The following is a 24,995-nucleotide window of genomic DNA, read 5'->3' as shown; positions in this document are numbered from 1 at the left end:
CGGGCGAAGCCCCCGGGGCTCGCACGTCTACAGCACCGGAGGCGTCAGCGGCGGCAGTGCCGATTCCAGCGCCGCCGCCACGCGGTACATCCGGTCGTCGGCCATCGTCGGCGCCATGATCTGCAGCCCGACCGGCAGCCCTTCGGACAGCCCGCTCGGCACCGAGATGGCCGGCCCGCCATAAAGATTCGACGGAATCGTGTAAAGATCCGCGAGATACATCTGGTACGGATCCGAGGTCCGCGATCCGAGCGGGAAAGCGACGAATGGCGTGGTCGGCGCGACCAGCACGTCCGCGACACCGAACGCCGCCTGGAAGTCGCGCGTGATCAGGGTGCGGACCTTCTGGGCCTGGCCGTAGTAGGCGTCGTAGTAGCCGGCGGACAGCGCGTAGGTGCCGAGGATGATGCGCCGCTTGACCTCCGGGCCGAAGCCCGCGTCGCGGGTCAGCGACATGACCTCTTCCAGCGAGTGCTCGCCGTTGTCGCCGGTGCGCAGCCCATACCGGACGCCGTCGAACCTGGCGAGGTTGGAGGAGCACTCGCTCGGCGCGATCAGGTAGTACGCCGGCAGCGCGAACTTGAAGCTCGGGCACGACACCTCGACGACCTCGGCGCCCAGCTTGACCAGCGCCTCGATCGACTCGCGGTAGGCGGCGGCGACGCCGGGCTCGGCGCCCTCACCCGCGAACTCCTTCACCAGCCCCAGCCGCACGCCGCTCAGGTCACCGGTCGCGCCCAGCCGGGCGGCGCCGACCACGTCGGGCACCGGCTGCGGGATCGAGGTCGAGTCCATGGGGTCGTGACCCCCGATGACCGCGTGCAGGAGCGCGGCGTCCTCGACGGTCCGGGCGCACGGGCCGGGTGTGTCGAGAGAAGAGCTGAAGGCGATGAGACCGTACCGCGAGGTGCCGCCATACGTCGGCTTCGCGCCCACGGTCCCGGTCACCGCGGCGGGCTGGCGGATCGAGCCGCCCGTGTCGGTGCCGATCGCGAGCGGCGCCTCGTAGGCCGCGACCGCCGCGGCCGAACCACCGCCGGAGCCGCCGGGGATGCGCGAGGTGTCCCAGGGGTTGTACGTCGGGCCGTAGGCCGAGTACTCCGTCGACGAGCCCATCGCGAACTCGTCCATGTTGGTCTTGCCGAGCATGACCAGGCCGGCCTCGCGGAGGCGGGTGGTGATCGTCGCGTCATACGGCGGGCGCCAGCCCTCGAGAATCTTCGAGCCGGCGGTCGTCGGCACGCCCTTGGTGGTGATCACGTCCTTGACGGCGATCGGCACACCGGCGAGCGGCCCGACCTCCTCACCCTTGGCGCGCTTGGCGTCGACGGCCTTGGCGGCCTCCAGGGCGCCGTCGCGGTCGACGTAGAGGAACGCGTTGACCTTGGCCTCGACGGCCGCCACGCGGTCCAGGTGCGCGGTGGCGACCTCGACGGCCGACACCTCCTTCGCGGCCAGGCGGCGGCCCAGCTCGGCGGCGGAGAGCTTGGTGACGTCAGTCATCGGATCAGGCCTCCTCGTCCAGGATCCGCGGGACGCGGAAGCGGTTGTCCTCGGCGTCGGGCGCACCGGCCAGCGCGTCCTCGCGGGGCAGGCACGGGACCACGACGTCGTCGCGGAAGACGTTGGTCAGCGGCACCGAGTGGGAGGTCGGCGGCACGTCGGCCGCGGCGACCTCGCCTACCTGCGCGACGGCCTGCAGGATCACGTCGAGCTGCCCGGCGAAGGTGCCGAGCTCTTCATCGGTGACGGCAAGCCGCGCGAGGCGCGCGAGATGCGCCACCTCCTCGCGGGAAATCGTGGCCATCGGCGCGGTACTCCTTCAATCGTCGGCTTGACGCAGCGTGACATGCGGTCGTCAACCCGACGAGTCTATTTCGTCCGCGTCACGCGCTGTGCGCGACGGTGGACCGGTTCCGCCTGGCGAGCCATTCGATCAGCTGGGCGGGTGGCATGGGCCGGGCGAAGTACCAGCCCTGTGCCAGGTCACAGCCCGCCTCCACCAGCAGCCGCCAGGTGCGCTCGTTCTCGACGCCCTCGGCGACGACCCGCAGGCCCAGCGCCCTGGCCAGGTCGATCATCGACCGCACGATGGCCGCGTCGTCGGGGTCGGTGGCGAGGCCCAGCACAAACGAGCGGTCGATCTTCACCTCGGCCAGCGGCAGCCGGCGCAGGTGCAGCATCGAGGAGTAGCCCGTACCGAAGTCGTCGAGCGCGATCGCGACGCCGAGACGCTCCAGGCGGGCCAGCGTGGCCAGCACCCGGCGGGGGTCGGCCATCAGCGCACTCTCGGTGATCTCCAGCTCGAGCCGCGACGAATCCACCGCCGTCTCGCGCAGGCGCGCCGCGATCCGGTCGGCGATCTCGCCGGTGTGCAGGTCGCGGACGCTGACGTTGACCGCGACCCGCACGCCGTCGGCGGCCGGGCCCCAGGCGGCGAGCTGGTTGATGACCTCGTCGACGATGCGCAGTGTCAGCAGTCGCATGACGGAGCTGTGCTCGGCGACCTTGATCAGTTCCTCCGGGTCGACCGGCCCGCGGACGGGGTGCCGCCAGCGCAGCAGGGCCTCCAGCCCGACAACGGCGCCGGTGGCCAGTTCGACCTGCGGCTGGTAGTACAACTCGATCCCGGTTCCCTCCGGGGACTCGAGCGCACGGCGGAGGTCGGCGAGGAGGCTGAGCCGCTCCGGGGTGTTGTGGTCCGATTCGGGGGCGTAGACGGCGAGGTTGTCGCCGCGGGCCTTGGCGTCGTACATCGCGACGTCGGCGTGCTGCAGCAGTTCCTCGAAGTCGCCGCCGTGCTCGGGGTAGACGGCCACACCCACCGACCCGCCGACGTCGATCGGGAGCCCGTCCAGGAGCACCGGCTCGGCGAGCGCGGCGAGCATCCCGGCGGCATGTTCGCGCGCCTGCAAGGTGTCCCGCAGATGTGGTACGACCACCGCGAACTCGTCGCCGCCGAGCCGCCCGACGAGACCGGCCCCCGCCGCGCCGGTGAGCCGCCCGGCGACCTCCTCCAGCAGCCGGTCCCCGACCCGGTGCCCGAGGGCCTCGTTGACCTGCTTGAAGCCGTCGAGGTCGAGCAGCAGAAGGGCGAGGCGTCGATCGTCCGCCCCGCCCTCGGCACGCTCGGCGTGCTCCGGCACCCAGTTGGCGACGGCACGCTCCAGCGCCTTACGGTTGCCGAGGCCGGTGAGCGGGTCGAGCCGGGCCGCCCGCGCCCGTTGCAGCGACAGCTTGGTCATCCGACGCACGGCGAACAGCGGCACCAAGGCCAGCGGGACGAGCAGCACGTCGACATATGCCGTGGCGACCAGGCCGGGCGCGGACAGCAGCAGCGCCCCGGTCGGCAGCGCATCGTTGCCGAGCGCCGTCTTGAACACCGCGGGCCACCGCCCGCCGAAGCGCAGCCAGACGGCGGTCGACACGAGCAGGTTGTTGACGAGGAACCAGCACCCGCCGACGACGACGATCCACAGTACGGGCATGCCGCCGTCGAGGATCGTGTGCACGTCGGCACGCTGGTCGGGCAGGACCACGTCGAAGAGGGCGGCCGCGGCGGCGAAGGAGAGCACGTACTGCCCGGCGTTGAACGCGGCCCGCCAGGCGGCATGCTTGAGCCATACCGCGGCGACGGCGACCGCTCCCAGCTGGACGAGCACCGCGGGCGCGAACCCGAACGCCAGCATGACGGCGAAGGTGAAGCAGACCGACGGGAACGCGGGCATCACGTCGTCGGGCCCGGCCTGCACGAACCAGGGTGTGTCGGCGAGGATCGCGAAGGCGGCGAAGCACCAGAAGGCGGCGGGCAGACTGGACGGGAACCCGCCGGGCAGACTGACGAGCAGGACGCCGACGGCGGCCACCGTGATGGTGGCAACGTAGGCGACGAACCGGGAAGCGTTGCGGGGAGGCGCCGAATTGCGCAGCGCGCTCTGCTTCATCGGTTCCCCCAGTTTCGGCATCATCGACTCACTGGTGTTTGGTGTCGTTTCGTCGGTACCCGTCGGCGCCCTGCGAGCCTGCACCCTCAGCGGCCCCGGAATCGGGAAGGATGCAGAATCGATGCAGAAGTCGCCCGGTATTCAACCGACCGGGCGATGCCACTATGGACAGATCAGCTTGAATGTCGTTGTGGCGTAACGACTCGAAAACCCACCGTGCACAAACACCGAGTAATGCAACAACCACCCTTCGCCGCGGACGCCACCTTCACGATCACGAAGAGTTGCGGTACCCCTGGGTGCCTGTTGCGCAATTCGCTGAGACAGCGTCGGCGACCCAACTACGCGCCGATCTTGGAGTTGTGGCGCCATGAACCTCCGAATTTGTCCGGATTTGTCAAGGACCACAACTCCAAGATCGGCGCGGTTGTCGGGGTTGACGCGCGAGGGATCCGAATTGCGCAACAGGCTCCCTGGGTGCCGCAACTCTTCATGATCATGAAGTCGGTGTCCGCGGCGCGCGAATTTCATGATCCGGAAGACTTGACGCCGAATAGCGGCGCAAAGTCTTCCGGATCATGAAATTCAAGGAACGGACTCCCTCCAAGCCGGCGCCCCACAGACGGCTTGGGGTGAGTGAGCCGCTCAAGCCATGAGGCAGACCTGCCGACTGATGCTCGACAAGCCCGCGACGGGCAACGAATCGCAAACCGAGCGACGAACAGCACCGTGCCGCTGGACCGGACCCGAGCCGCGCCGAGTCAGGGCCTTGCCAACTCTCACCGGAAGCGAGGCTGCGCCAACGACACGGCGGCCGTAGCCAGCCGAGCTAAGCCCAACCACGAGCCCAAGCCGGCCCAAAGCCGAACCGCAAGCCCACCCGAGCCGGCCCGAGCCGAGCCGGACCGAAGCCGAACCGGGCCGGGCCGGGCCGAGCCGGGCCGAGCCGAGCCGGGCCGGGCCGAGCCGGGCCGAGCCGGGCCGAGCCGGGCCGAGCCGGGCCGAGCCGAGCCGGGCCGAGCCGAGCCGGACCGAAGCCGAACCGGGCCGGGCCGGGCCGAGCCGGGCCGAGCCGAGCCGGGCCGGGCCGAGCCGGGCCGAGCCGGGCCGAGCCGAGCCGGGCCGAGCAGAGCAGAGCAGAGCAGAGCAGAGCAGAGCCGAGCAGAGCAGAGCCGAGCAGAGCCGCAGGCCACCCGAGCAGAGCCGGACCGAAACCGAACCGCGACCCTGACCAGGCGGAACCGCGAACCGACCTAACCCGGGGCCGCGAACCCAGCCGAGCCTGAGCCCGACCACAAGCCCAGCCAGACCGAAGCCGAACCAGGCCGAAACGGAACCGCGACCCTGACCAGGCCGAACCGCGAACCGACCTAACCCGGGGCCGCGAACCCAGCCGAGCCTGAGCCCGACCACAAGCCCAGCCAGACCGAAGCCGAACCAGGCCGAAACGGAACCGCGACCCTGACCAGGCCGAACCGCGAACCCACCTAACCCGGGGCCGCGAACCCAGCCGAGCCTGAGCCCGACCACAAGCCCAGCCAGACCGAAGCCGAACCCAGCCGAGCCGGAGCCGCGCCCGGACCGGAGTCGAGCCGGAGCCGAGCCGGAGCTGGGGAGTCGGAGCCGCGCGGGGTCGACGGTGGGCAAGGCTTGGCCTCGAAACAAAGCATCGCCCGGAGTCCAGGCGGCGACCGCGAACCAGCCTTCGGTCAGGGCGAGCCTCCGGTCAGGACGAGCCTCCGGTCAGGACGAGCCTTCGGTCAGGGCGAGCCTTCGGTCAGGACGAGCCTGGCCGAAGGTGCCAGGACCAGACCGACCCGAACGCCGCCGGCAACTGCGGTCAGGCGGGGGGCTCGGTGGGCTGGGCCGCTGCGCGGGCGGCTTCCGGGCCGGCGGAGAGCAGGACGTCGAAGCCGGACTCGTCGAGGATGGGGACCTTCAGCGAGGCGGCCTTGTCGGCCTTGGAGCCTGGGGACTCGCCGACCACGACGAAGTGGGTCTTCTTGGAGACCGAGCCGGAGACCTTGCCGCCGCGGGAGGTCACCGCTTCTGCGGCCTGGTCGCGGGAATACTTGTCCAGGGAGCCGGTCACGACGACCGTGATGCCCTCCAGGGGACGCGGGCCGGTGTCCTCGCGCTCCTCGACCATGCGGACGCCCGCGGCGGCCCAGCGGTCGACCCACTCGCGGTGCCAGTCGACCTCGAACCAGTCGTGGACGGCCTTGGCGATCGTCGGGCCCACGCCCTCGACGGCGACGAGCTCCTCGGTCGTGGCGTTGGCGATCGCCTCCATCGAGCCGAGGGAGTTGGCCATGGCCTGGGCCGCCGTCGGTCCGACGTGGCGGATCGACAGCGCCACCAGGACGCGCCACAGCGCGCGCTCCTTGACCTCCTCGAGGTTGGCGAGGAGTTGCTGCGCGTTGCTGCCCAGGGAGCCGTCCTGGTTGACGAAAAACGGCGCCTGGCGGAGTTTGTCGGCGGTGACGTCGAAGAGCTCGCTCTCGTTGATGATCACCGACTCGAGCAGGGCCGCGGCCGCCTTCTCGCCCAGCGCCTCGATGTCGAGGACGTTGCGCGAAGCCAGCCCGAACAGGCGCTCGCGGAGCTGGGCCGGGCAGAACTGGGCGTTGGGGCAGCGGATGTCGACGTCGCTCTCCTTCTCGGGGGCGAGCGGCGTGTTGCACGACGGGCAGTGGATCGGCATGACAAACGCGTGCTCGGTGCCGTCGCGGCGGTCGGCGACGGGGCCGAGGATCTCGGGGATGACCTCACCCGCGCGCCGGACGACAACGGTGTCGCCGATGAGGACGCCCTTGCGCACGACCTCCTGCGCGTTGTGCAGGGTGGCGCGCTCCACGGTGACGCCGCCGACATACACCGCCTGCATGACCGCAAACGGCGTGACCCGGCCGGTGCGGCCGACGTTGACCTGCACGTCGAGCAGCTTGGTCATCGCCTCCTCGGGCGGGTATTTGAACGCGATCGCCCACCGCGGCGCCTTGCTGGTCGAGCCGAGCCGGCGCTGGATCGACATCTGGTCGACCTTCACGACCACACCGTCGATCTCGTGCTCGATCTTGTGCCGCTTCTCGCCGTATTCCGCGATATACGACCGGACGCCCTTGATGTCGTCGAAGACCTTCCAGCGCTCGGAGGTCGGCAGGCCCCAGCCGTGCATCAACTCATAGGCCTCCGACTGGCTGACCGGGTTGAACCCCTCGCGGGCGCCGAAGCCGTGGACCAGCATGCGCATCGGGCGGGACGCGGTGATGCGCGGGTCCTTCTGGCGCAGGCTGCCGCTCGCCGCGTTGCGCGGGTTGGCGAACGGGCGCTCCCCCGCCGCGACCTGTGCCGCGTTGACCTCCTCGAAGCCGGCCAGCGTGAAGAACACCTCGCCGCGGACCTCGAGCAGGTCGGGCACCCGGTCGCCGGCGAGCTGCTCCGGGATGTCCCGGATGGTGCGCGCGTTGAGCGTGATGTCCTCGCCGGTGCGCCCGTCGCCCCGGGTCGCGGCCTTGACGAGGCGACCCTTCCGGTAGGTGAGGTTGACCGCGAGCCCGTCGATCTTCAGCTCGCAGAGGTATCGCGGCTTCTGCCCGGCGTCACGCTCGATGCGCTCGATCCACGCGTCCAGCGCGATTTCGTTGAGCGCGTTGTCGAGGCTGAGCATCCGCTCGGCGTGGGTGACCGCGGCGAAGTCGGTCGAGAAGGTGCCGCCGACCCGCTGGGTGGGCGAGTCGGGCGTGACCAGCGCCGGATACTCCACCTCGACGGCCTCCAGCTCACGCATGAGCCGGTCGTAGACCGAGTCGTCGACGCTCGGCGACTGGAGGATGTAGTAGCGATACTGATGCTCGTCCAGCTCGCGGGAGAGCTCGGCGTGCCGCTCGCGCGCGTCAAGGGTGGGCTCGGCATCAAGGTCGCTCATGACCCGAATCTACCGCCCCCGTACGACAAAAAATCGAAGCTACGACGCGTCGTCCGTGAGCCGTCGCCCTGCGTCGCGGACAGCCTTCAACACCGCAACGGTGGCCATGCCGCACGGCGGCGTCACGACGACCTGCGCCGCCATGGCGGCGAGCGGAAAGCCCAGTTTGCGCCAGAGATCCCGAACGGACGACGCCAGGTCGGCAGAGGTCCGCCCGGCCACCCCGGCGAACAGGCCCATCCCACCGTCCAGCTGCTCGCCCAGCGCGTCCAGGTCCCGGACCAGCGACAGGTCGAGCGAGACCCCGACCGCCCCGGCCTCGCGCAGCAGGGACAGCGGCACGTCCGGTGCGCAGGAGTGCACCACGACAGGTACCTCCGCCGCGGAGATCACCTGCGAGAGCGCCGAACGCGCCACGCTGACGTCCACGGAGCGCAGCGTGCCGAAGCCGCTCTCCGTCGGGACGCGACCGGCCAGGACGGCCGGCAGCGACGGCTCGTCGAGCTGCAGCAGCACGGAGGCGTGCGGCAGCCGCGCCCGCACCGACGCGACGTGCTCGCGCACGCCATCGGCCAGCGACGCGGCCAGGTCCCGCGTGGCACCGGGGTCGCGCAGGACGGCACCGCCGATCGGCAGGCTCAGCGAGGCGGCCAGGGTCCACGGGCCGGGCACCTGGACCTTGAACGTGCCGGCGAACTCCCCCGCCTGCTCGGTCATCGTGTCCAGGTCGCGCTCGAGGAAGTCGCGGGCCACCCGCAGGTCGTGGCCGGGCCGGGTCGCGAGTCGCCAGCGCGCCGCGTACAACTCGATCGGCAGCTCGACCAGGAAGGTGCCGCCCCGCCCGATCATGTCGGCGCCCGGGCCGCGGTCGGGCAACTCCGGCAGGTGGGGCAGGTCGGGCAGCTCCCCGAGGACGATCCGCTGCGTCTCGGCGACGTCGGTGCCGGGCATGGAGCCGATGCCGGTGGCGCTGCCGACCGGCCAGGGAAAGGTCACGACGTCTCCGTAATCGTCGCCGAGCCGAGCACGATGTCGCCGTCGGGGGACGGCTGGTAGCAGACGACGGCCTGCCCGGTCGCGATGCCGCGGGCGGGCCGCTCCAGCCGGGCCACCAGCCGGTCGCCGGCCAGCTCGACCGCGGCGGGGATCGTCTCGCCGTGTGCGCGCATCTGCACCTCGCAGCGCACCGACGACGACGGTGTCATCCACACCGGCCGCTCACCGACCACAGTGGACACATCGAGCATCGCGGCCGGCCCGACCGTCACGGTGTTGGTCACCGGCGTGATCGACAGCACGTATCGCGGGGTGCGGTCCGGCGCCGACACCCGCAGGTCGAGCCCGCGCCGCTGGCCGACGGTGTACGCATACGCGCCCTCGTGCCGCCCGATCACGGCGCCGGTGGTCACGTCGACGATGTCGCCGGGTGTCGAGCCGAGCCGGTCGGCCAGGAAGCCCTTGGTGTCGCCGTCGGCGATGAAGCAGATGTCGTGGCTGTCCGGCTTGTCGGCGACGGCCAGCCCCCGCTCCGCCGCCTCGGCGCGCACCTCGGCCTTGGTCGAGGTGCCCAGCGGGAACACCGACCGGTCGAGCTGCGCGCGGGTGAGCACGGCCAGCACATAGGACTGGTCCTTGGCCAGATCGACGCTGCGCCGCAGCAGCCCGTCCGCGCCGAGGCGGGCGTGGTGGCCGGTCACGACGGCGTCGAAGCCCAGGGCCACGGCCCGGTCGAGGACGGCCTCGAACTTGATCTTCTCGTTGCAGCGGAGACAGGGGTTGGGTGTACGACCCGCGGCGTACTCCGCCACGAAGTCGTCCACGACGTCGGCGTGGAACTGCTCCGCCATGTCCCAGACGTAGAACGGGATCCCGATCACATCCGCGGCCCGGCGGGCGTCACGGGAGTCTTCCAGCGTGCAGCAGCCGCGTGCACCGGTGCGGTACGTCTGGGGGTTGCGCGACAGCGCGAGGTGGACGCCGGTCACGTCGTACCCGGCCTCCGCCGCCCGGGCAGCCGCGACCGCCGAGTCGACCCCGCCGGACATCGCCGCTAGCACTCTCACACGACAAGCCTACTCAGGCCCGATCTCGTACGCGTCGCCGTAGACCGTCCAACGCAGCGGGAGGTTCAGGTCGAAGTTGCGGTCGCGGAGGAAAACCCGCTGGGCGTCCTCGATCCGGCTCCGGTCCCGGTGCGCCCGCTCGGTGTTCATCAGGGCGATCCGCGCGTCGAGGAACGCCTCCAGGTACGCCGCCTCGTCACCGCCCTTCGCGGGCGGCGGGGCCACCTGGGCCGCGGCACGGCGCAGTTGCGCCAGCCCGGTCGCGCCGTGCATCACGATCGCGTCGAAGTACGCGAACTGGCCCAGGACCTTGAGGCCGTCCTGCTTCCCCTGACTGAGGGCCGGGTTGAAGTACATCCGGTCGCGCTCGGCGTCCTGGGCGCGCCGGAACGCCGGATCGGCGGCGGCCGCCTGCCAGGCGGGAACGAACCCCGGGTCGAGGCCCTCGTGGGAGTCGGTGCCGTTCACCTTCCGCAGGGCGGGCAGGTAGGCGGCCAGCCGATTGCGGGGCACCGCCGTCGTGTACCGCTCGACGACGGTCCTGAGGTCGCCCGTGCCGGTGCAGAACCCGACGATGCCGGCCGTGTACCCGCGACCGTCGCCGATGTCCTCGATGTAGCCGTACTGCGCGGTCCAGTCCAGCGTGGAGTTCTCGGCGCTGGACAGCAGGCGCATGGCGATGTCCTTCTTCTGCGGGTCCGAGAGATCGCCACGGACCTGCTGGCCGGGGGTCACCGTGACCGAGCGCTTCGAGGGCGACGCCACCGGTGACGGGGCGACTGGCGGGGCGACGGCCTGCCGGTCGGTCCCGGGCGCCTGTGCGTGGGCCGGCGTCGAGTGCGCCGTGGGCTCCCGCACATCGGGCGGCTCCTGATCGCGTGTCGCGAGGCCGGCCATCGCCAGCGAGGCGACGAGGAAGGCCGCGACGCCGAGGCGGCGGCGGACGGTGGTACGGCGCACTCAGGAACCCTCCCCGACGGACTGTGAGACCTTGGCGACACCGCGTGGACCGGGAACCTCCGCCGGGGCGTTGGTCCCAGCCGTGCCGGTGCGGTGCAGCTTGTGCCAGCGCAGCCGGGCCCCGGTGAGTGCGGTGCCGAGCGACTGGATGAGGACGAGGTACATCAGCTGCCGGTACACGAACTGCTGCAGCGGCAGCACCCACAGGGGGCGCAGCTTCTCCCGGTCCAGCCGGAACGCGACGACGGCGGTGAGCACCTGCATCGCGAACATCGCCAGCCACAGGCCGGTCGTGATCATCCAGCCGGAGAACAGCAGGCCGTAGACCAGCATCACGTCGATGAGCGGCGCCAGCAGCGGCAGGGCGATGCCGAAGCAGGCGATGAACGGCAGCCCCACCCGGCCGAACCGCCCCGACGGCCCGCGGTCCACCAGCGACCGCCGGTGTTTCCACATCGCCTGCATCGTCCCGTAGCTCCAGCGGTACCGCTGCAACCACAACTGCCGCAGGGTGCCCGGCGCCTCCGTCCACGCCCGCTCCTCGTAGACCACCCGCCATCCCGAGCGGCACAGCGCCATCGTCGCGTCGGTGTCCTCGGCCAGCGTGTCGTGGCTGATCCCGCCGATGTCCCGCAGCGCCTCACTGCGGAACGCGCCGATCGCGCCCGGGATCGTCGGCATGACCTGCAGGATGTCGTACAGGCGGCGGTCGAGGTTGAAGCCGATCACGTACTCGATGTGCTGCCACCGGGCGACGATGGAGTTGCGGTTGCCGACCTTGACGTTGCCCGCCACGGCGCCGACGGAGGGATCGGCGAACGGCTGCACCAGGTGCCGGACCGCATCGGGCTCGAACACGGTGTCCCCGTCGACCATCACGATCAGGTCGTGCCCGGCCAGGGCGACCCCGACGTTGAGCGCCTTCGGCTTGCCGCCGTTGGGGACGCGCACGACCCGCACGTTCGGCAGGCCGAGCGCCTCGACCAGCTCCGCGGTGTTGTCGGTCGAACCGTCGTCGACGACCACCACCTCGATCCCGCCCGGATGATCACCCCCGGCAAGGGACCGGACAGCGGCCTCGATGCCCTCCTTCTCGTTGTAGGCCGGCACGATCACGGAGACCGGCAACTCCACCGGCGGACCCCACCGCCAGCTCTCGGCCCGGCGCCGCCGCGCGTGCCGGCCGGCGAGCAGGAAGAGGGCGACGGTACGGGCGATCGTCAGCACCCCGACGACCAGGAAGAGGATGCCGATCGTGTCCATCACCCAGTCGGCGACGGCGACCGCGGTGACCAGCGCGGCAGCGCGCCGCTTGTCGACGCCGTCGGCCAGCGCCTCGACGGCGACCCGCCGGCCCGCGAGGGCCTTCTCCAGGCCCTGCGAGACCGTGGTGAAGGTGTAGCCGCGCGCCCGCATCAACGGGATGAACCGGTCGAGCGCGGCGGCGGTCTGGGCGCGGTCGCCGCCGGCATCGTGCATGAGCACGATCGATCCCTCGTCGTTGGCCGGCGTGGCGCCGCGGATGATCGCGTCGACGCCCGGCCGGCTCCAGTCCCGGCTGTGGATGCCGATCTCGTCACCGCTGCGGGCCAGCTCCGTGACGAGGTCCGCGTACCTGGTGACCTGCGTGCCGACGACGAAGAAGGTGGCGTTGACGTTGTGGCGGCGCAGGACGGCCGCGAAGCGCTTCGTGGCGGTCGCTCCGGGCCTCACCTCCGGCTCGCGACCACGGTGGTCTCCACGACGGTCCGCGGCGCGGCGGGCGTCTCCGCCGGCAGCGCGGTCCCCTCGGTCGCCGAGCCGGTCGGCCGCGGCAGCGTCGGTCCGGTCGTGGGCTCCGCGCTCGGCCGGGGCGGCTGCGTCTTCGTCGGCTCGGCCGACGGCGGCGCGCTCGTCACCTCCGCGGACGGCGCGGCCGTGGTCGTCACCGGGCCGCCTCCGGCGGGCGGGCCGGGCAAGGTGGGCGCGGCGCTCGGCCGGGCGCCGACGATCCGCTTCGCGGTGCCGGTGGCGCGATTCTTCTCCTGGGGAGTGTTGCCCGTGGCCGGGCCGGACGGCGCAGTGGTCGGCGCCAGGTCCGGAATGTTGTTCACCAGATCCGGGAACGGCAGCAACCGCTGCGGTTTCAGAGGTCCGCCGGAGAGGCTCGTCGCGACCAGCGCGGCATAGACGAGCGCACCTGCACCTGCCATTCCGAAAAGCACTCGGATCCACCGTCCGCGACGGCCGGTGGAATCGACGAAGACGGGCGTCGACAGGCCGTCAGCAGCGATGACCTCGGTGGCCTCATCAGCGGAAGTGGTTTCGACAGACACCGCGCAAACATAGGGTGAGGTTCTCTTCGGTACGGCGCGAAAAACGTCAGAGAATTGCCCGTAACCAAATTGCCATCCGCCTCACCTGGCGATATTCACCGGCGTCGGTGACGAATTCACCCGAAGGGATTCGGCCCGCCGGACCCCTGACGAGCGCTGCGGCGGCCCGTCCCGGCCTCCACCGTTTCGGTCACCTGGACTTGGCGGTCGCCCTGCGGGCTCGCTCCACCGCTCCCGGCAGGGCCGCGACCAGGGCATCGACATCGTCCATGGCCGAGGTGTGGCCGAGCGTGAACCGCAGCGACGAGCGGGCCCGGGCGTCGTCCGCGCCCATGGCCAGCAGCACGTGCGACGGCTGGGCCACCCCCGCAGAACAGGCCGAGCCGGTCGAGCAGGCGATGTCCTGCGCGTCGAGGAGCAGGAGCAACGCGTCGCCCTCGCAGCCGGGGAACGAGAAGTGCGCGTTGCCGGGGAGCCGGTCGACGGGGTCGCCGTTGAGGATCGCGTCGGGCACGACGGCGCGAACCCGCTCGATCAGCGTGTCGCGCAGCCGCCCGATCCGCTCGGCGGTCTCCCGGGACGTCTTCACCGACAGCTCCACCGCGACGGCGAACGCGACGATGGCCGGCACGTCGAGCGTCCCGGACCGCACGTCCCGCTCCTGGCCGCCGCCGTGGGCCAGCGGCGTGCAGTCGACCTCACGGCCGAGCAGCAGCGCGCCGGCGCCGATCGGGCCGCCCAGTTTGTGGCCGCTGACGGTCAGCGCCGCGGCCCCGGTGGCGGCGAAGTCGACCGGCACCTTGCCGACCGCCTGGACGGCGTCGGTGTGGAACGGCACGCCGGCCGCCGCCGCCAGCGCGGCCAGCTCGCCGACGGGCTGGACGGTGCCGACCTCGTTGTTGGCCCACATGACGGTCGCCACCGCGACGTCGTCGCCGGCCAGCGCCTCGGCGAACGCCTCGGGCCGGACCCGCCCGTCGGCGTCGACCGGCAGCCAGGTCACGGCGGCGCCCTCGTGCTGCTCCAGCCAGGCGACCGCGTCGAGCACGGCGTGGTGCTCGACGGCGCTGGCGACGACCCGGTTGCGGCGCGGGTCGGCGGCGCGGCGCGCCCAGAAGATGCCCTTGACGGCGAGGTTGTCGCTTTCGGTGCCGCCACCGGTGAAAATCACCTCGGACGGGCGGGCGGCGAGCGCGGCGGCGACCTGCTCGCGCGACTCCTCCACCCGGCGACGGGCCTGGCGGCCGGGGGCGTGCAACGACGAGGCGTTGCCGACTTCGCGCGCGGTGGCGACGAAGGCGTCGAGCGCCTCCGGGAGCATCGGCGTGGTGGCGGCGTGGTCGAGGTACGACATTGTGCCCAAGCCTAACGGGCGGCCACTCCTTACCTCCCCACCGGCCGTGCCGTGATCATCACGGTGCCACGGTAGTGCCGGGTGCGGACGTTGGCGGGACCACCGCACGTGATCAGGGTGTTTCGCGGCGCACCGGCCCGCGCGGAGCATCGGTCCAGCAGAATCGCGCTCCTGGCGTGGATCTCCCGGGCCACCACGACGAACTCGCGCGCCGTTGCGTCACTCCTGGTCACGGTTACCCGATCGCCGGGACCCAATTCGCGCAGTGTGAAAAAACGCATCCCTTGCCCTGCCGGACGCTGTCGACCCGGCCGCGACCGCTGACCGGAAAGCTGCCGCAACGGAAAAGAGCGCCCCGAGAGGCGCTCTTTCCCGCGATACCGGACGCTACTTCCGCTTGCGGATCTCCTCCGCGGCCTGCGGGACGACCTTGAACAGGTCGCCCACCACGCCGAAGTCCGCGAGCTCGAAGATCGGCGCCTCCGGGTCCTTGTTCACGGCGACGATCGTCTTCGAGGTCTGCATGCCGGCCCGGTGCTGGATCGCGCCGGAGATGCCGAGCGCGACGTACAGCTGCGGCGAGACCGTCTTGCCGGTCTGGCCGACCTGGAACTGATGCGGGTAGAAGCCGCTGTCGACGGCCGCGCGGGACGCACCCACGGCACCGCCGAGCAGGTCGGCAAGCTCCTCGACCACCTTGAAGTTGTCGGCGCTGCCGACACCGCGACCGCCGGACACGACGACGGACGCCTCGGCGAGCTCGGGGCGGGCGCCCTTCGCCTCGACCTTGCGCTCGACGACCTTGGCCAGCAGGTCCCGCTGCTCCACGACGACCTCGACCGGCTCGACCGAGGCGGTGGCCGGCGCGGGCGCCGGGGTGAGCGAGTTGGGGCGGACCGTCACGATCGGCAGGCCCTTGGTGACCTTCGACTTGACGATCGTGGAGCCGGCGAAGACGACCTGGGTCGCCACGCCGTCGGCGCCGAGCGCCACCACGTCGGTGAGCAGGCCGTTGTCCAGCTTCACGGCGACCCGACCGGCGATCTCCTTGCCCTCCTGCGTGGAGGGCAGGAGGACGGCGGCCGGCGATACCTGCCGGATGAGGTTCGCCAGCACGGTGGCCTTCGGCGCCACCAGGTGACCGTCGATGTCGGCGCTCTCGGCGGCGTACACCTTCGTCGCACCGAACTCGGCGAGCTTGTCCACGAGCGGCGCCGCGGCGCCCTCGCCGCCCAGCACGACCGCGGCGGGCTCGCCGAGATCGCGGGCCAGGGTGAGCATCTCGAGCGTGACCTTCTTGACCCCGCCCTGGGAGGCCTCGACCACGACCAGAACTTCAGCCATCGTTTCCGTCTCCCCTTACACGAACTTCTCGGAGGCGAGGTACTCGACGAGCTTCACGCCGCCGTCGTCACCCGCGTCGATCTTGTTGCCGGCCTGGCGGGGCGGCCGCTTGCTGTGCTCCACGACCGCGCTGGTCGCGCCGTCGAAGCCGACCTCACCGGCGGCGACGCCGAGGTCTGCCAGCGACAGCGTCTGCAGCGGCTTCTTCTTGGCGGCCATGATGCCCTTGAACGAGGGATACCGCGGGTCGTTGATCGTGTCCCAGACGCTCACCAGTGCGGGGGTGGCGGCGGTGACGACCTCGTAGCCCTCGTCGGTCTGCCGCTCGATGGTCAGGTTCGAGCCGTCGACGGTGAGCTTGCGCGCTCCGGTCAGCGCCGCGATGCCCAGCCGCTCGGCGATCATGTGCGGAATGACCTGCACACGGCCGTCGGTCGACTCGGCGCCGCAGATGACGAGGTCGGCGTTCTGCTGGGCGATGGCGGCGGCCAGCACCTTCGACGTGGCGACGGCGCACGAGCCGTGCAGTCCGTCGTCCACCACGTGGACGGCCGAGTCGGGGCCCATGGACAGCGCCTTGCGGATCGACTCCGTCGCGCGGTCCGGGCCGACGGTCAGGACGACGACCTCGCCGCCGTGCGCCTCCTGGAGGCGCAAGGCCTCCTCGATGGCGTACTCGTCCATCTCGTTGATCACATTGTTCGCCGACGCACGGTCGACGGTGTTGTCGTCACTGCGCAGGTTCCGTTCGGCACCGGAGTCCGGCACCTGCTTGACGAGTACGACGATCTTCATCGTTGTCCGAGGTCCTCCTGCTTGACAGTCACCCGCACCTTCGCCGGCGACTTGCGCCCCACGTTACGGCGCAACCTGCGTGGTAACAGGTTCGCCTTCTGAATGTTACTTGTGAGTAGGTTGGCTTTGGCGGTGAAAATCGTCACCCAGCGGGAGCACCCTGGACCCAAAGGGGGGCGAAATGGCACATAATTCCCGAAAAATCCGACTTGATCAACCACGCTCCGCAGTCGGGCCACACCCCGCTGCGGAAAAGGTCACACACCGCAGACGCGAGGCTCCGGACGATCACCTGTGCACCTGCGGGCGTCCGCGCGAGTCGTGCGTCTCCGCCACGGTCCGGTCCGTCTGGACAGCGTGACCGCACCACGCGGCCTTGCGGCTTCCCGACCGGGTGTCCACCGCCTAGCTGTCGGCCATGACGGCCGCCACCTCCGTCTTCGCGGCGCGGCGAGCCGGCAGCAGTGCGGCCACGGCGCCGGCCAGGGCGGCGATCACGACATACAGCAGGAGCTGGCCATACGGGAGGACGGGGCTGCCGTGACCGTACTGCCGGATGAGACCGACCGACGCCGAGACGCCCACGAGCACGCCGAACCCGACACCCACCACCGCGCCGACGACCGCCATGAGCATCGCCTCCAGGACGAGCATCCCGCGCAGCTGGCCACGGGACAGGCCGAGGGCGCGCAGCAGGGCGGACTCGCGGGTGCGCTCCAGGACGGACAGGGCGAGCGTGTTGGCGATGCCGGTCAGGCCGATGACGATCGACATGCCCAGCAGCGCCGAGAACACGCCGAGCTGCTCGTCGAGCGTGCCGGTGATCCGGGCGCGCCACTCGGCCTGGCTGGAGACCTGGGTGAGCGGCGCCTCCGTCAGCGACGCGTCGACCGCCGCGCGGGACGCCTCCGGGCTGACCCCTTCGGCGGCCTTCACCAGCACCTGGTCGGGGTCGCCGGGCCCGAAGATGGTCGCGTAGTCGTTCCAGTCGACGAGGGCCTGGCCCCCGGTCGGCGCGTCGTCGTAGAGCGCCGCCACCCGCAGCGTCTGCGACCTGACCCGGACCTCCGAACCCACCTTCGCCCCGATCGCGTCGGCGAAGAACCGGTTGAGCGCGACCGTGCCCGGCCGCAGCGCCGCGGCCGAACCGGCGGTGATCTCCGGGCGCAGCACGGTGTCGAGCGCGCCGGGCTCCATCGCCCAGATCTCGGCCCGCCGGCCGTCGACGTCGGCGTCCCGGCTGCGCGCGCCCGCGACCGCCGCCAGCTCGCTGTGCGAACGCAGGACCTCGGTGACCGCGATCGGCACCCGCCGGGTCTGCCCGCCCGGCGTGTAGACGCCGCTGATGATGTAGTCGACCGCGAAGTTCTCGTCGAGCTCCTGCTCGGCCTGGGCGCGGGCGGTCGCGAGCAGGACGCTGAACACGCTCATCAGGGCCAGGCCCACCATGAGCGCGCTCGTGGTGGCGGCGACCCGCTTCGGGTTGCGCAGCGCGTTGGTCACCGCGAGGCGGGCCGGCGCGCCGAGAAGCTTCGCCGGCAGCCAACCGGCCCAGGCGGTGAGCCGGGCGACGATGAGCGGCGAGGCGATGACGATGCCGGTGAAAACCGCGATCGCGCCGGCGAACACGATCGGCACGCCGTTGAAGCCGGGGACCCTGGTGCCGGCGAGCATGACGAGGATGCCGCCCGCAGCCAGCACCGCCGCGACCACCGTGCGCAGCGGGCGGCGGCCGGGAGCGGCCGCTTCCAGCGTCGTGGCGCGGAGCGCGGCCAGCGGCGGGATCCGGCTCGCGGTGACCGCCGGGAGCAGCGAGGCGACGACGGTGAAGAGGGTGCCCGCGCAGACCCCGACGACAACGGCGGTGGGCGTGATGATCAGCCGGTCGACCCGCACGCCGCTGCCGACGGTGTTGCGGCCGATGAGCAGGCCCCCGCCGACGACGGTGCTGACGAGCAGGCCGCCGAGCGAGGCGACCACGCCGACGACCACCGCCTCGAGCACCACCGAGCCGAACAGCTGCGGCCGGGAGGCCCCGACGCAGCGCAGGAGCGCCAGCTCGCGGACCCGCTGGGCGACCAGGATGGCAAACGTGTTGTAGATGACGAAGACGGACACCGCGAGCGCGATGAGGCCGAAGCCGAAGATGACGACGAGGAAGCCGTCGACGTACTTCGCGGCGGCGACCGCGTAGTCGGCGCGCACCTCCTCGCCGGTCAGCACCCGCGCCCGGCCGCCGAGGTGCTCCTGGAGCCGGTCGGCGAGCTGGCGCTGGCTCACGCCGGGCTGCGCGGAGACGGCCACCTCGGCGAACCCGCTCGCCTCGGTGAGCGTGCGCATGTCCTCCGGCGTGAGCGCGGCGACGGTCAGGCCCGCGAAGCGCTTGTTGGCGCCGAGGTTCATGACGCCGACCATGGTGAGCGCGACCGGCTTCTGGTCCGGTCCGACGACGGAGACCTGCTGGCCGACCGTGAAGCCGTAGATCTCCGCGGTGGTGTCGTCGACCGCGATCTCGCCGGTGCGCGCGGGGAGGCGCCCCTTCCCGATGTCGTACATCGAGAGATGCCCGTCACCCGGCGTCGACAGCGCCCAGCCGATGCGGCCAAGGTTGGAGATGAGGCGGCCCTTGCCGTCGAGCATCGGCAGCCGCTCCGCCATGCGGCCGTCGACGTGTGCCACGCCGGGCACCGAGCGCACCTCGTCGACGACGTCGGAGTCGAGACGCCGCGAGGTCTCGGCGAAGCTGACCGCATTGGAGGTGCCGACGGAGGCGTCGACGTTCTTGGCGGCCCGGGCCAGGTCGTCGTAGAAGGCCGCCTTGGCCGTGTCGCCGTAGACCAGGGTGCCGGCCAGGAAACCGACACCGATCATGATGGCTGTCGCGGTCAGTAAGAGCCGGAGCTTGTGCGCGCGCAGTCCGGCAAGAGTTGTTCGCAGCATCGCGCGCGACTGTACCGAGGGAGTCTGACAACCTTGTCGTTGTGGGCAATGATCCGACGTTGGTTCGATCCGGATGAGGTCCGATCCGTCGGTACCACTCCGGATTACCGCTTCTCGCTGGCCAACGAGCGCACGTTCCTGGCCTGGCTCCGCACCGCCCTGGCACTCGTCGGCGGTGGCCTGGCGGTCGCCCAGTTCCTCCCGGAACATCGCCTTCGGGTGGTGATCGCGGTGTCGCTGCTCGCCCTCGGCGGCCTCGTCGCCCTGCGCGCGATCGACCACTGGGCCCGCAGCGAACGGGCGATGCGGCTGGGTGAGGCGCTGCCGCCGTCCCGCTTCCCGGCGATCCTCGCGCTGGTCGTCACCATCGGCGCCGGGGCCCTGCTCGTGGCGACCCTGCTGTGAACCCCGACGGCGCCCAGATCGAACGCACCGTCCTGTCCTGGCGGCGCACCCTCGTCTCACTCACCGTGGTGGCCCTGCTGCTGGCCCGCCTGGCCGCGACCCACACGTCACCGCCCGTCACCATCTGGGCACTGGCCGCGATCGCGCTCGTCTGGGCCGGCTCGGTGGCACTGACCCGCCGCCGCACCCGGCGGATCGCCACCCCGATCGGGCGGACCTTGCCGGCGCTGGTCGTCCTCATCCTCCTGTACTGCGTGACGGGCACCCTCTTGCTGGTGTCATAGGCCCGTTCACTGAGTCATGATGGCGCCATGGGACGCGCACTGCCCTTCATCATCGTGCTGGTCACGACGCTCATCGCACTGATCGACTGCCTGTCCTCGGAGCGAGAGGACGTCCGCGGTCTCCCCCGGCCCGTGTGGTTCTTCGTGATCCTGTTGCTGCCGATCGTGGGGCCGATCGCGTGGTTCTTCGCCGGGCGGCCGGTGTCCCTGGAGCAGCACGCCGGGGTGGCGGCCGGCGGCCGCGGTCCGAGGCGGCCGCTGGCACCGGACGACGACCCCGAGTTCCTGCGCGGGATCGACACGACGCAGTCCCGCAACGACGCGGAGTTGCTGCGTCGCTGGGAGGAGGACCTGAAGCGCCGGGAGGACGAAGGCCCGACGCCCTGACACCGGGGCGCGTTCCCAGCCGACGTCGTCGGTGTTCAGCCCCGCTCGGCGGGGACGCACAACAGCAGGGCGCCCGGGACGACCTCGGCCATCAGGCGGCGGGCCGGGGCCACCACGTCGCCGTCCAGTTCGCGCGGCTCCTCGTGGCTGGTGAGCACCTCGACCCGACGGGCCCGGAACGTCTCCAGCCGCGGTGTCCGCCCCCAGCGCAGGACGACGCCCCAGGCGAGCTGCACCCAGTCCGTGATGTCACGTGGCGTCAGCACCGCCACGTCCAGCCACCCGTCGTCCGGGACCGCGTCGGGCAGCAACGGGATGCCGCCCTGCAGGCGCCCCACGTTGGCCACCAAGACGCTGCTCGCCCGGCGGTGCATCCACCGGCCGCCGTCGAGGCGGATCCGCAGCGGCATCCGGCGGCGGTGGAGATTCCGCAGGCCGGAGGCCACGTAGGCGACCCAGCCGAACCGGCGCTTGCGGTCGTCCGGCGTCTCGCCGACCATCGCGGCGTCGAACCCCATGCCGGCCATCACGGTGAACGTGCCCGGATGGCCGGTCACCGTGTCGGCGCCCTCGACGACCCCGACGTCGATCCGGCGGCGGGCGCCGTTGATCGCCACGTCGAGCGCCGCCCGCACGTCCCGGGTGATGCCGAAGTTGGCGGCCAGGAGGTTGCCGGTGCCGGAGGGGATCAGCGCCAGGGCGACGTCGGTGCCCGCGAGCACGGACGCCACGGCCATGACGGTGCCGTCGCCGCCGCACGCGAGCACCACGTCGACACCCTCGTCGAGCGCCTGCACGGCCATGCCGCAGCCGGGGTCGTCGGGAGTCGTCTCCAGCCAGAGCGGCCCGGGCCAGCCGGCCGCCGCGAGCGCGGCGCAGATCTCCCCGCGACGCTCGTCGGGGTCGACGACCTTCGAGGGGTTGATGATGACCGCGGAGCGCGTCACGTACCCACCTTGCGGTACCGGGCCTGGAAAAAGCAGTAGACGCCGAACGCCGCCACCCCGAGGGCGACCGCGAGCAGCAGAAACTTGCCGAACGGCTGGTCGGCGATCGTGTGCAGGGCCGCGTCCAGGCCGCGGGACTTCGCCGGGTCGTTCGTGGCCGCGGCCCGCACCAGCAGGAGGCCGACGATGCCGAATGCGACGCCCTTCGACGGGTAGCCGATCTGCCCGGCCCGGATCGCCGCGCGGCGGGCCCTGTGCGGCAGCTCGCCGCTGAAGGACAGCTTCTTCTCGAACTTGCGCCTCAGGCCGTACCACATCAGCCCGATGCCGAACGCGAGCACGCCGAGGCCGACCAGCGCGACCAGCCACTGCCCGGCCGGCTTGGCCAGGATCCCGGCGGTGACCTGCTGCTGCTGTTCGGCGCTGGACTGCGGTGCGCCGGTGACGACCTTGCCGGCGGACCACGCGAGCACCAGGTAGGCGATCACGCGAGCGCCGGAGAAGACCCGCTCGGCGATCCGCTCCTTGCCGCGGACGTCCCGGTGGCCCCAGGCGGCGAGGACGGCCTGCCAGACCGCGAGGGCGACGAGGCAGGCGATGACGAACCACAACAACAGCTTGCCGAACGGCTGCGCGGCGAGCGTCCGGAACGCGCCGGACTGGTCCGCCTCCTGGCTGCTCTGCCCCAGGGCGATCTGCGCCGCGACCCAGGCGAGAGCCAGATGCAGCAGCCCGTATCCGATGAAGCCCACGCGGGTGAGGCCCTTCAGGAGCCCGCTGTCGGTGGCCCGGTGAGCGGTATTCACGGCGGTCATGTTCTCTGATTCCCCAAGTTGGGCATGCCGGCAAACGTGCGGACGGACGACGGCGCACCGCGCCGGATGGCCGGCGGCCGGGCCTGGTGTGCCGCCCCGGGAAGCTGCGCAAAGCGGGAGCCTTCTAGACGTTTTGTACGGTGTCTCACGCTGTTCACCGTCACGCCTTTTCCGCGTGCTCAGATTGCGCGATGACAGCGTGGCAGCTCGCCTGCATCGACATGGCAGGCACGACGGTGCGGGACGACGGCCTGGTTGAGCAGGCCTTCACGGTGGCCTTCGCGGGTGAGGGCGTCGCACCGGGCACCCCGCAGCACGAGCGGATGCTGGCTGTCGTACGCAAGACCATGGGCCGCAGCCGCATCGAGGTGTTCCGGCTGCTGCTCGACGGCGACGAGCGGCGGGCGCAGGCGGCCAACGAGACGTTCGAAGAGGCGTACGGGCTGCTGGTCGACGAGGGCGCGGTCCTGCCGATCCCCGGCGCGATCGAGGCGATCAAGACGCTGCGCGCCGCGGGTGTCAAGGTGGTGCTGACGACCGGGTTCGCCCGCGCCACGCAGGAAGCGATCATGGACGCGCTCGGCTGGTGGGGCCAGGTCGACCTGGTGCTCTCCCCCGCCGACGCCGGCCGGGGCCGGCCGTTCCCCGACTTCATGCTGGTGTCCGCGCTGAAGCTGGGCGTCGAGGACGTCCGGCGGATGGTGGTCGTCGGCGACACCCCGCTCGACCTGATCGCCGGTCAGCGGGCCGGGGCCGGGCTGCTGGTCGGCGTGCTGACCGGCGCCGGCGACCGGCAGGCCCTGCAGGCGGCGGGAGCCCACGAGGTCATCGGCTCGATCGGCTCCCTGCCGCGCGTGCTGGACCTGGAGTGAGCCAGGCCCTGTCCTAGGCCAGGTTCGACGACCGCGGGTAGGCGTCCTCGGGGTCGGTGAGGACGTTCACCAGGTAGGGCACCCCGGACTCGAACGCCCGGCCCAGGGCACCCGCCAGGTCACCCGGCTTCTCGACCGTCTCGCCGGCGCCGCCCAGGGCCTTCACCACGTCGTCGTAGCGCAGGCCGGGCTGGAGGTCGGCGGCCACGTCGTAGCCGTACATCATCCGCATGGGGTGCTTCTCCAGGCCCCAGATGCCGTTGTTGCCGACCACGATGACCACCGGCAGGTCCTGCCGTGCCAGCGACTCCACGTCCATCAGCGAGAAGCCGGCTGCCCCGTCGCCCATCAGCACGCAGATCTGCCGGTCCGGGTACGTGATCCGGGCGCCCATCGCATACCCCATGCCGGTGCCGAGGCAGCCGTACGGACCCGGGTCGAGCCAGGTGCCCGGCCGGGCCGGCTCGAGGTATTTGCCGGCGTAGGAGACGAAGTCGCCGCCGTCGCCGATCGTCACGGCGTCCTCGGCCAGGACCTTGCGCAGTTCGCCGTACACCCGGCTGGGCTTGATCGGGTCGGTGTCGGCCTCCAGGGCCGCGGCTTCCTTGGACTTGGCCTTGTTCTCCGCGGCGCGCAGCGTCTCGATCCAGTCCTCGTGGCCGGCGACGGATCCGCTGTGGCTCGCGAACGCCGACAGGATCAGCCGGAGGTCGCCGGTGGGCGCCGCGGCGGGTGTGACGTGGCCGGCCTTCTGTGACGGGGCGTCGGTGACGTGGATGACCCGGGCGCCGCCGAAGTCGCCGAAGCCGAGCCGGAAGTCGAGCGGTGTGCCGATCACGGCGATCACGTCGGCACCGCCGAACGCGGCCTTCCGGGCGCGGGCGAAGGCGAGCGGGTGGTCCGGTGGCAGGGAGCCGCGGCCCATCCCGTTGGCGAAGACCGGGATCCGCAGCGCTTCGGCGGCCTCCCGCAGGGCGGCGGTCGCGTCACCGGCCCAGACGTCAGATCCGGCGATGATCACCGGCCGCTCGGCCGCGCCGAGCATGCTGGCGGCCTTCCGCACCTCGTCGGGATCCGGTTCCAGGGTTGGTACGGGCTGTGCCTGCGTCGCCTCGACGCCGTCCGCGGTCGAGAACACCACCTCGAGCGGCAGGTCGACGAAGACCGGTCCGCGGTGCGGGGTGAGGGCGGTCAGCGCCGCCGCCTGCAGCCGGGCGTAGACCTCGTCGGTCGCGAAGATCGTCTCCGCGTGTTTGGTGACCGCCTGGACGATCGGCAGGTGGTCCATCTCCTGGAGACTGCCGGAGCCCCAGCGGAACTGCGGCGCGCGACCGCCGAGCACGACGACCGGCGCGCCGTTGAACATCGCGCTGGTCAGCCCGGAGACGCCGTTGGTGACCCCGGGCCCGGCGGTGAGGACCGCGAGCCCTGGGCGGCGCTGCAGCTTGGCGACGGCCTCGGCGGCGAACACCGCCGACTGCTCGTGGCGCACGTCGACGATGCGGACGCCGGCCTTCTTCGCCGCGTCGTACAGCGGGAAGACGTGTCCGCCGGAGAGGGTGAACATCTCGTCGACCCCGACGCTCCGCAATGCGGCCAGTGCCAGGTCTCCGCCGTGCCCGTCGATCTGCGTCATACGCGA

The 24,995-nt window shown here is 71.6% G+C and carries 20 protein-coding genes; 4 read left to right on the top strand and 16 right to left on the bottom strand.

The window, feature by feature from the left end; genetic code table 11:
- Window positions 1-27: 27 nt before the first annotated feature.
- The 13 genes from gatA to Dfulv_RS07205 form a co-directional block, all read right to left on the bottom strand.
- Window positions 28-1,503, bottom strand: coding sequence for an Asp-tRNA(Asn)/Glu-tRNA(Gln) amidotransferase subunit GatA (gene gatA, locus Dfulv_RS07265; RefSeq protein ID WP_259861867.1), 1,476 nt, complete (start codon window positions 1,501-1,503; stop codon window positions 28-30).
- Window positions 1,504-1,507: 4 nt separating this feature from the next.
- The gene (gene gatC / locus Dfulv_RS07260; RefSeq protein ID WP_259861866.1) at window positions 1,508-1,807 is read right to left on the bottom strand and encodes an Asp-tRNA(Asn)/Glu-tRNA(Gln) amidotransferase subunit GatC; all 300 of its coding nucleotides are present in this window, start codon (window positions 1,805-1,807) and stop codon (window positions 1,508-1,510) included.
- A 79-nt stretch (window positions 1,808-1,886) separates the two neighbouring features.
- Entirely contained in the window at window positions 1,887-3,944 is a 2,058-nt protein-coding gene (locus Dfulv_RS07255; protein ID WP_259861865.1) for a putative bifunctional diguanylate cyclase/phosphodiesterase, read from the bottom strand.
- Between the two features lie 1,840 nt (window positions 3,945-5,784).
- Window positions 5,785-7,872: an NAD-dependent DNA ligase LigA gene (gene ligA / locus Dfulv_RS07250; protein WP_259861864.1), complete on the bottom strand. Its 2,088-nt coding sequence runs from the start codon at window positions 7,870-7,872 to the stop codon at window positions 5,785-5,787.
- Between the two features lie 39 nt (window positions 7,873-7,911).
- Window positions 7,912-8,823: a uroporphyrinogen decarboxylase/cobalamine-independent methonine synthase family protein gene (locus Dfulv_RS07245; RefSeq protein ID WP_259867491.1), complete on the bottom strand. Its 912-nt coding sequence runs from the start codon at window positions 8,821-8,823 to the stop codon at window positions 7,912-7,914.
- Window positions 8,824-8,864: 41 nt separating this feature from the next.
- Complete coding sequence (gene mnmA / locus Dfulv_RS07240) at window positions 8,865-9,935, bottom strand: tRNA 2-thiouridine(34) synthase MnmA (protein WP_259861862.1); 1,071 nt, start codon at window positions 9,933-9,935, stop codon at window positions 8,865-8,867.
- 9 nt (window positions 9,936-9,944) lie between these two features.
- The gene (locus tag Dfulv_RS07235) at window positions 9,945-10,895 is read right to left on the bottom strand and encodes a chitosanase (protein WP_319805771.1); all 951 of its coding nucleotides are present in this window, start codon (window positions 10,893-10,895) and stop codon (window positions 9,945-9,947) included.
- Window positions 10,896-12,608: a bifunctional polysaccharide deacetylase/glycosyltransferase family 2 protein gene (locus tag Dfulv_RS07230; protein ID WP_259861861.1), complete on the bottom strand. Its 1,713-nt coding sequence runs from the start codon at window positions 12,606-12,608 to the stop codon at window positions 10,896-10,898.
- Complete coding sequence (locus Dfulv_RS07225) at window positions 12,605-13,087, bottom strand: hypothetical protein (protein WP_259861860.1); 483 nt, start codon at window positions 13,085-13,087, stop codon at window positions 12,605-12,607. Before Dfulv_RS07225 ends, Dfulv_RS07230 begins: the two co-directional genes overlap by 4 nt.
- Window positions 13,088-13,400: 313 nt before the next feature.
- A complete protein-coding gene (locus Dfulv_RS07220) occupies window positions 13,401-14,564 on the bottom strand; it encodes a cysteine desulfurase family protein (protein ID WP_259861859.1) in 1,164 nt (387 codons plus the stop codon).
- 387 nt (window positions 14,565-14,951) lie between these two features.
- The gene (locus Dfulv_RS07215; protein ID WP_259861858.1) at window positions 14,952-15,908 is read right to left on the bottom strand and encodes an electron transfer flavoprotein subunit alpha/FixB family protein; all 957 of its coding nucleotides are present in this window, start codon (window positions 15,906-15,908) and stop codon (window positions 14,952-14,954) included.
- 15 nt (window positions 15,909-15,923) lie between these two features.
- Complete coding sequence (locus Dfulv_RS07210; RefSeq protein WP_259861857.1) at window positions 15,924-16,703, bottom strand: electron transfer flavoprotein subunit beta/FixA family protein; 780 nt, start codon at window positions 16,701-16,703, stop codon at window positions 15,924-15,926.
- A gap of 405 nt (window positions 16,704-17,108) precedes the next feature.
- On the bottom strand, window positions 17,109-19,643 hold the full coding sequence (locus Dfulv_RS07205; protein WP_259861856.1) for an ABC transporter permease: 2,535 nt from the start codon (window positions 19,641-19,643) through the stop codon (window positions 17,109-17,111).
- Window positions 19,644-19,682: 39 nt separating this feature from the next.
- Here Dfulv_RS07205 and Dfulv_RS07200 point away from each other — a divergent pair, with 39 nt between their 5' ends.
- The 3 genes from Dfulv_RS07200 to Dfulv_RS07190 are packed head-to-tail and all read left to right on the top strand — an operon-like array spanning window position 19,683 to window position 20,719.
- The gene (locus Dfulv_RS07200; RefSeq protein WP_259867489.1) at window positions 19,683-20,048 is read left to right on the top strand and encodes a YidH family protein; all 366 of its coding nucleotides are present in this window, start codon (window positions 19,683-19,685) and stop codon (window positions 20,046-20,048) included.
- Complete coding sequence (locus Dfulv_RS07195) at window positions 20,045-20,332, top strand: DUF202 domain-containing protein (RefSeq protein WP_259861855.1); 288 nt, start codon at window positions 20,045-20,047, stop codon at window positions 20,330-20,332. Before Dfulv_RS07200 ends, Dfulv_RS07195 begins: the two co-directional genes overlap by 4 nt.
- 27 nt (window positions 20,333-20,359) lie before the next feature.
- Window positions 20,360-20,719, top strand: a complete 360-nt coding sequence (locus Dfulv_RS07190) for a PLD nuclease N-terminal domain-containing protein (protein ID WP_259861854.1) — start codon at window positions 20,360-20,362, stop codon at window positions 20,717-20,719.
- Between the two features lie 35 nt (window positions 20,720-20,754).
- On the opposite strand, the gene Dfulv_RS07185 is transcribed toward Dfulv_RS07190, so the two are convergent.
- Both Dfulv_RS07185 and Dfulv_RS07180 read right to left on the bottom strand, forming a co-directional pair.
- On the bottom strand, window positions 20,755-21,666 hold the full coding sequence (locus Dfulv_RS07185; protein WP_259861853.1) for a diacylglycerol/lipid kinase family protein: 912 nt from the start codon (window positions 21,664-21,666) through the stop codon (window positions 20,755-20,757).
- Window positions 21,663-22,481 carry a DUF1206 domain-containing protein gene (locus Dfulv_RS07180; protein ID WP_259861852.1) on the bottom strand — a complete coding sequence of 273 codons (819 nt, stop codon included), beginning with the start codon at window positions 22,479-22,481 and terminating at the stop codon, window positions 21,663-21,665. The genes Dfulv_RS07185 and Dfulv_RS07180 overlap by 4 nt, the downstream gene beginning before the upstream one ends.
- Window positions 22,482-22,672: 191 nt before the next feature.
- Here Dfulv_RS07180 and Dfulv_RS07175 point away from each other — a divergent pair, with 191 nt between their 5' ends.
- Entirely contained in the window at window positions 22,673-23,353 is a 681-nt protein-coding gene (locus Dfulv_RS07175) for a phosphonatase-like hydrolase (RefSeq protein WP_259861850.1), read from the top strand.
- A 13-nt stretch (window positions 23,354-23,366) separates the two neighbouring features.
- On the opposite strand, the gene Dfulv_RS07170 is transcribed toward Dfulv_RS07175, so the two are convergent.
- Window positions 23,367-24,989 (bottom strand): acetolactate synthase, encoded by a 1,623-nt coding sequence (locus tag Dfulv_RS07170; RefSeq protein WP_259861849.1) that lies wholly within the window; start codon window positions 24,987-24,989, stop codon window positions 23,367-23,369.
- Window positions 24,990-24,995: the final 6 nt, after the last annotated feature.

The sequence above is a fragment of the Dactylosporangium fulvum genome, assembly GCF_025137375.1.
Classification (GTDB): domain Bacteria; phylum Actinomycetota; class Actinomycetes; order Mycobacteriales; family Micromonosporaceae; genus Dactylosporangium; species Dactylosporangium fulvum.
The sequence above is the reverse complement of the archived record's forward strand: the minus strand, read 5'-3'. Positions and strand labels throughout refer to the sequence as shown.

Coding starts and splice junctions, on each gene's coding strand:
- ligA (WP_259861864.1), bottom strand. CDS start 7,872: ATGAGCGACCTTGATGCCGAGCCCACCCTTGACGCGCGCGAGCGGCAC.
- Dfulv_RS07205 (WP_259861856.1), bottom strand. CDS start 19,643: ATGCTGCGAACAACTCTTGCCGGACTGCGCGCGCACAAGCTCCGGCTC.
- Dfulv_RS07215 (WP_259861858.1), bottom strand. CDS start 15,908: ATGGCTGAAGTTCTGGTCGTGGTCGAGGCCTCCCAGGGCGGGGTCAAG.
- Dfulv_RS07255 (WP_259861865.1), bottom strand. CDS start 3,944: ATGAAGCAGAGCGCGCTGCGCAATTCGGCGCCTCCCCGCAACGCTTCC.
- Dfulv_RS07245 (WP_259867491.1), bottom strand. CDS start 8,823: ATGCCCGGCACCGACGTCGCCGAGACGCAGCGGATCGTCCTCGGGGAG.
- gatA (WP_259861867.1), bottom strand. CDS start 1,503: ATGACTGACGTCACCAAGCTCTCCGCCGCCGAGCTGGGCCGCCGCCTG.
- Dfulv_RS07225 (WP_259861860.1), bottom strand. CDS start 13,087: ATGGCAGGTGCAGGTGCGCTCGTCTATGCCGCGCTGGTCGCGACGAGC.
- Dfulv_RS07180 (WP_259861852.1), bottom strand. CDS start 22,481: ATGACCGCCGTGAATACCGCTCACCGGGCCACCGACAGCGGGCTCCTG.
- Dfulv_RS07220 (WP_259861859.1), bottom strand. CDS start 14,564: ATGTCGTACCTCGACCACGCCGCCACCACGCCGATGCTCCCGGAGGCG.
- Dfulv_RS07190 (WP_259861854.1), top strand. CDS start 20,360: ATGGGACGCGCACTGCCCTTCATCATCGTGCTGGTCACGACGCTCATC.
- Dfulv_RS07210 (WP_259861857.1), bottom strand. CDS start 16,703: ATGAAGATCGTCGTACTCGTCAAGCAGGTGCCGGACTCCGGTGCCGAA.
- gatC (WP_259861866.1), bottom strand. CDS start 1,807: ATGGCCACGATTTCCCGCGAGGAGGTGGCGCATCTCGCGCGCCTCGCG.
- Dfulv_RS07175 (WP_259861850.1), top strand. CDS start 22,673: ATGACAGCGTGGCAGCTCGCCTGCATCGACATGGCAGGCACGACGGTG.
- Dfulv_RS07170 (WP_259861849.1), bottom strand. CDS start 24,989: ATGACGCAGATCGACGGGCACGGCGGAGACCTGGCACTGGCCGCATTG.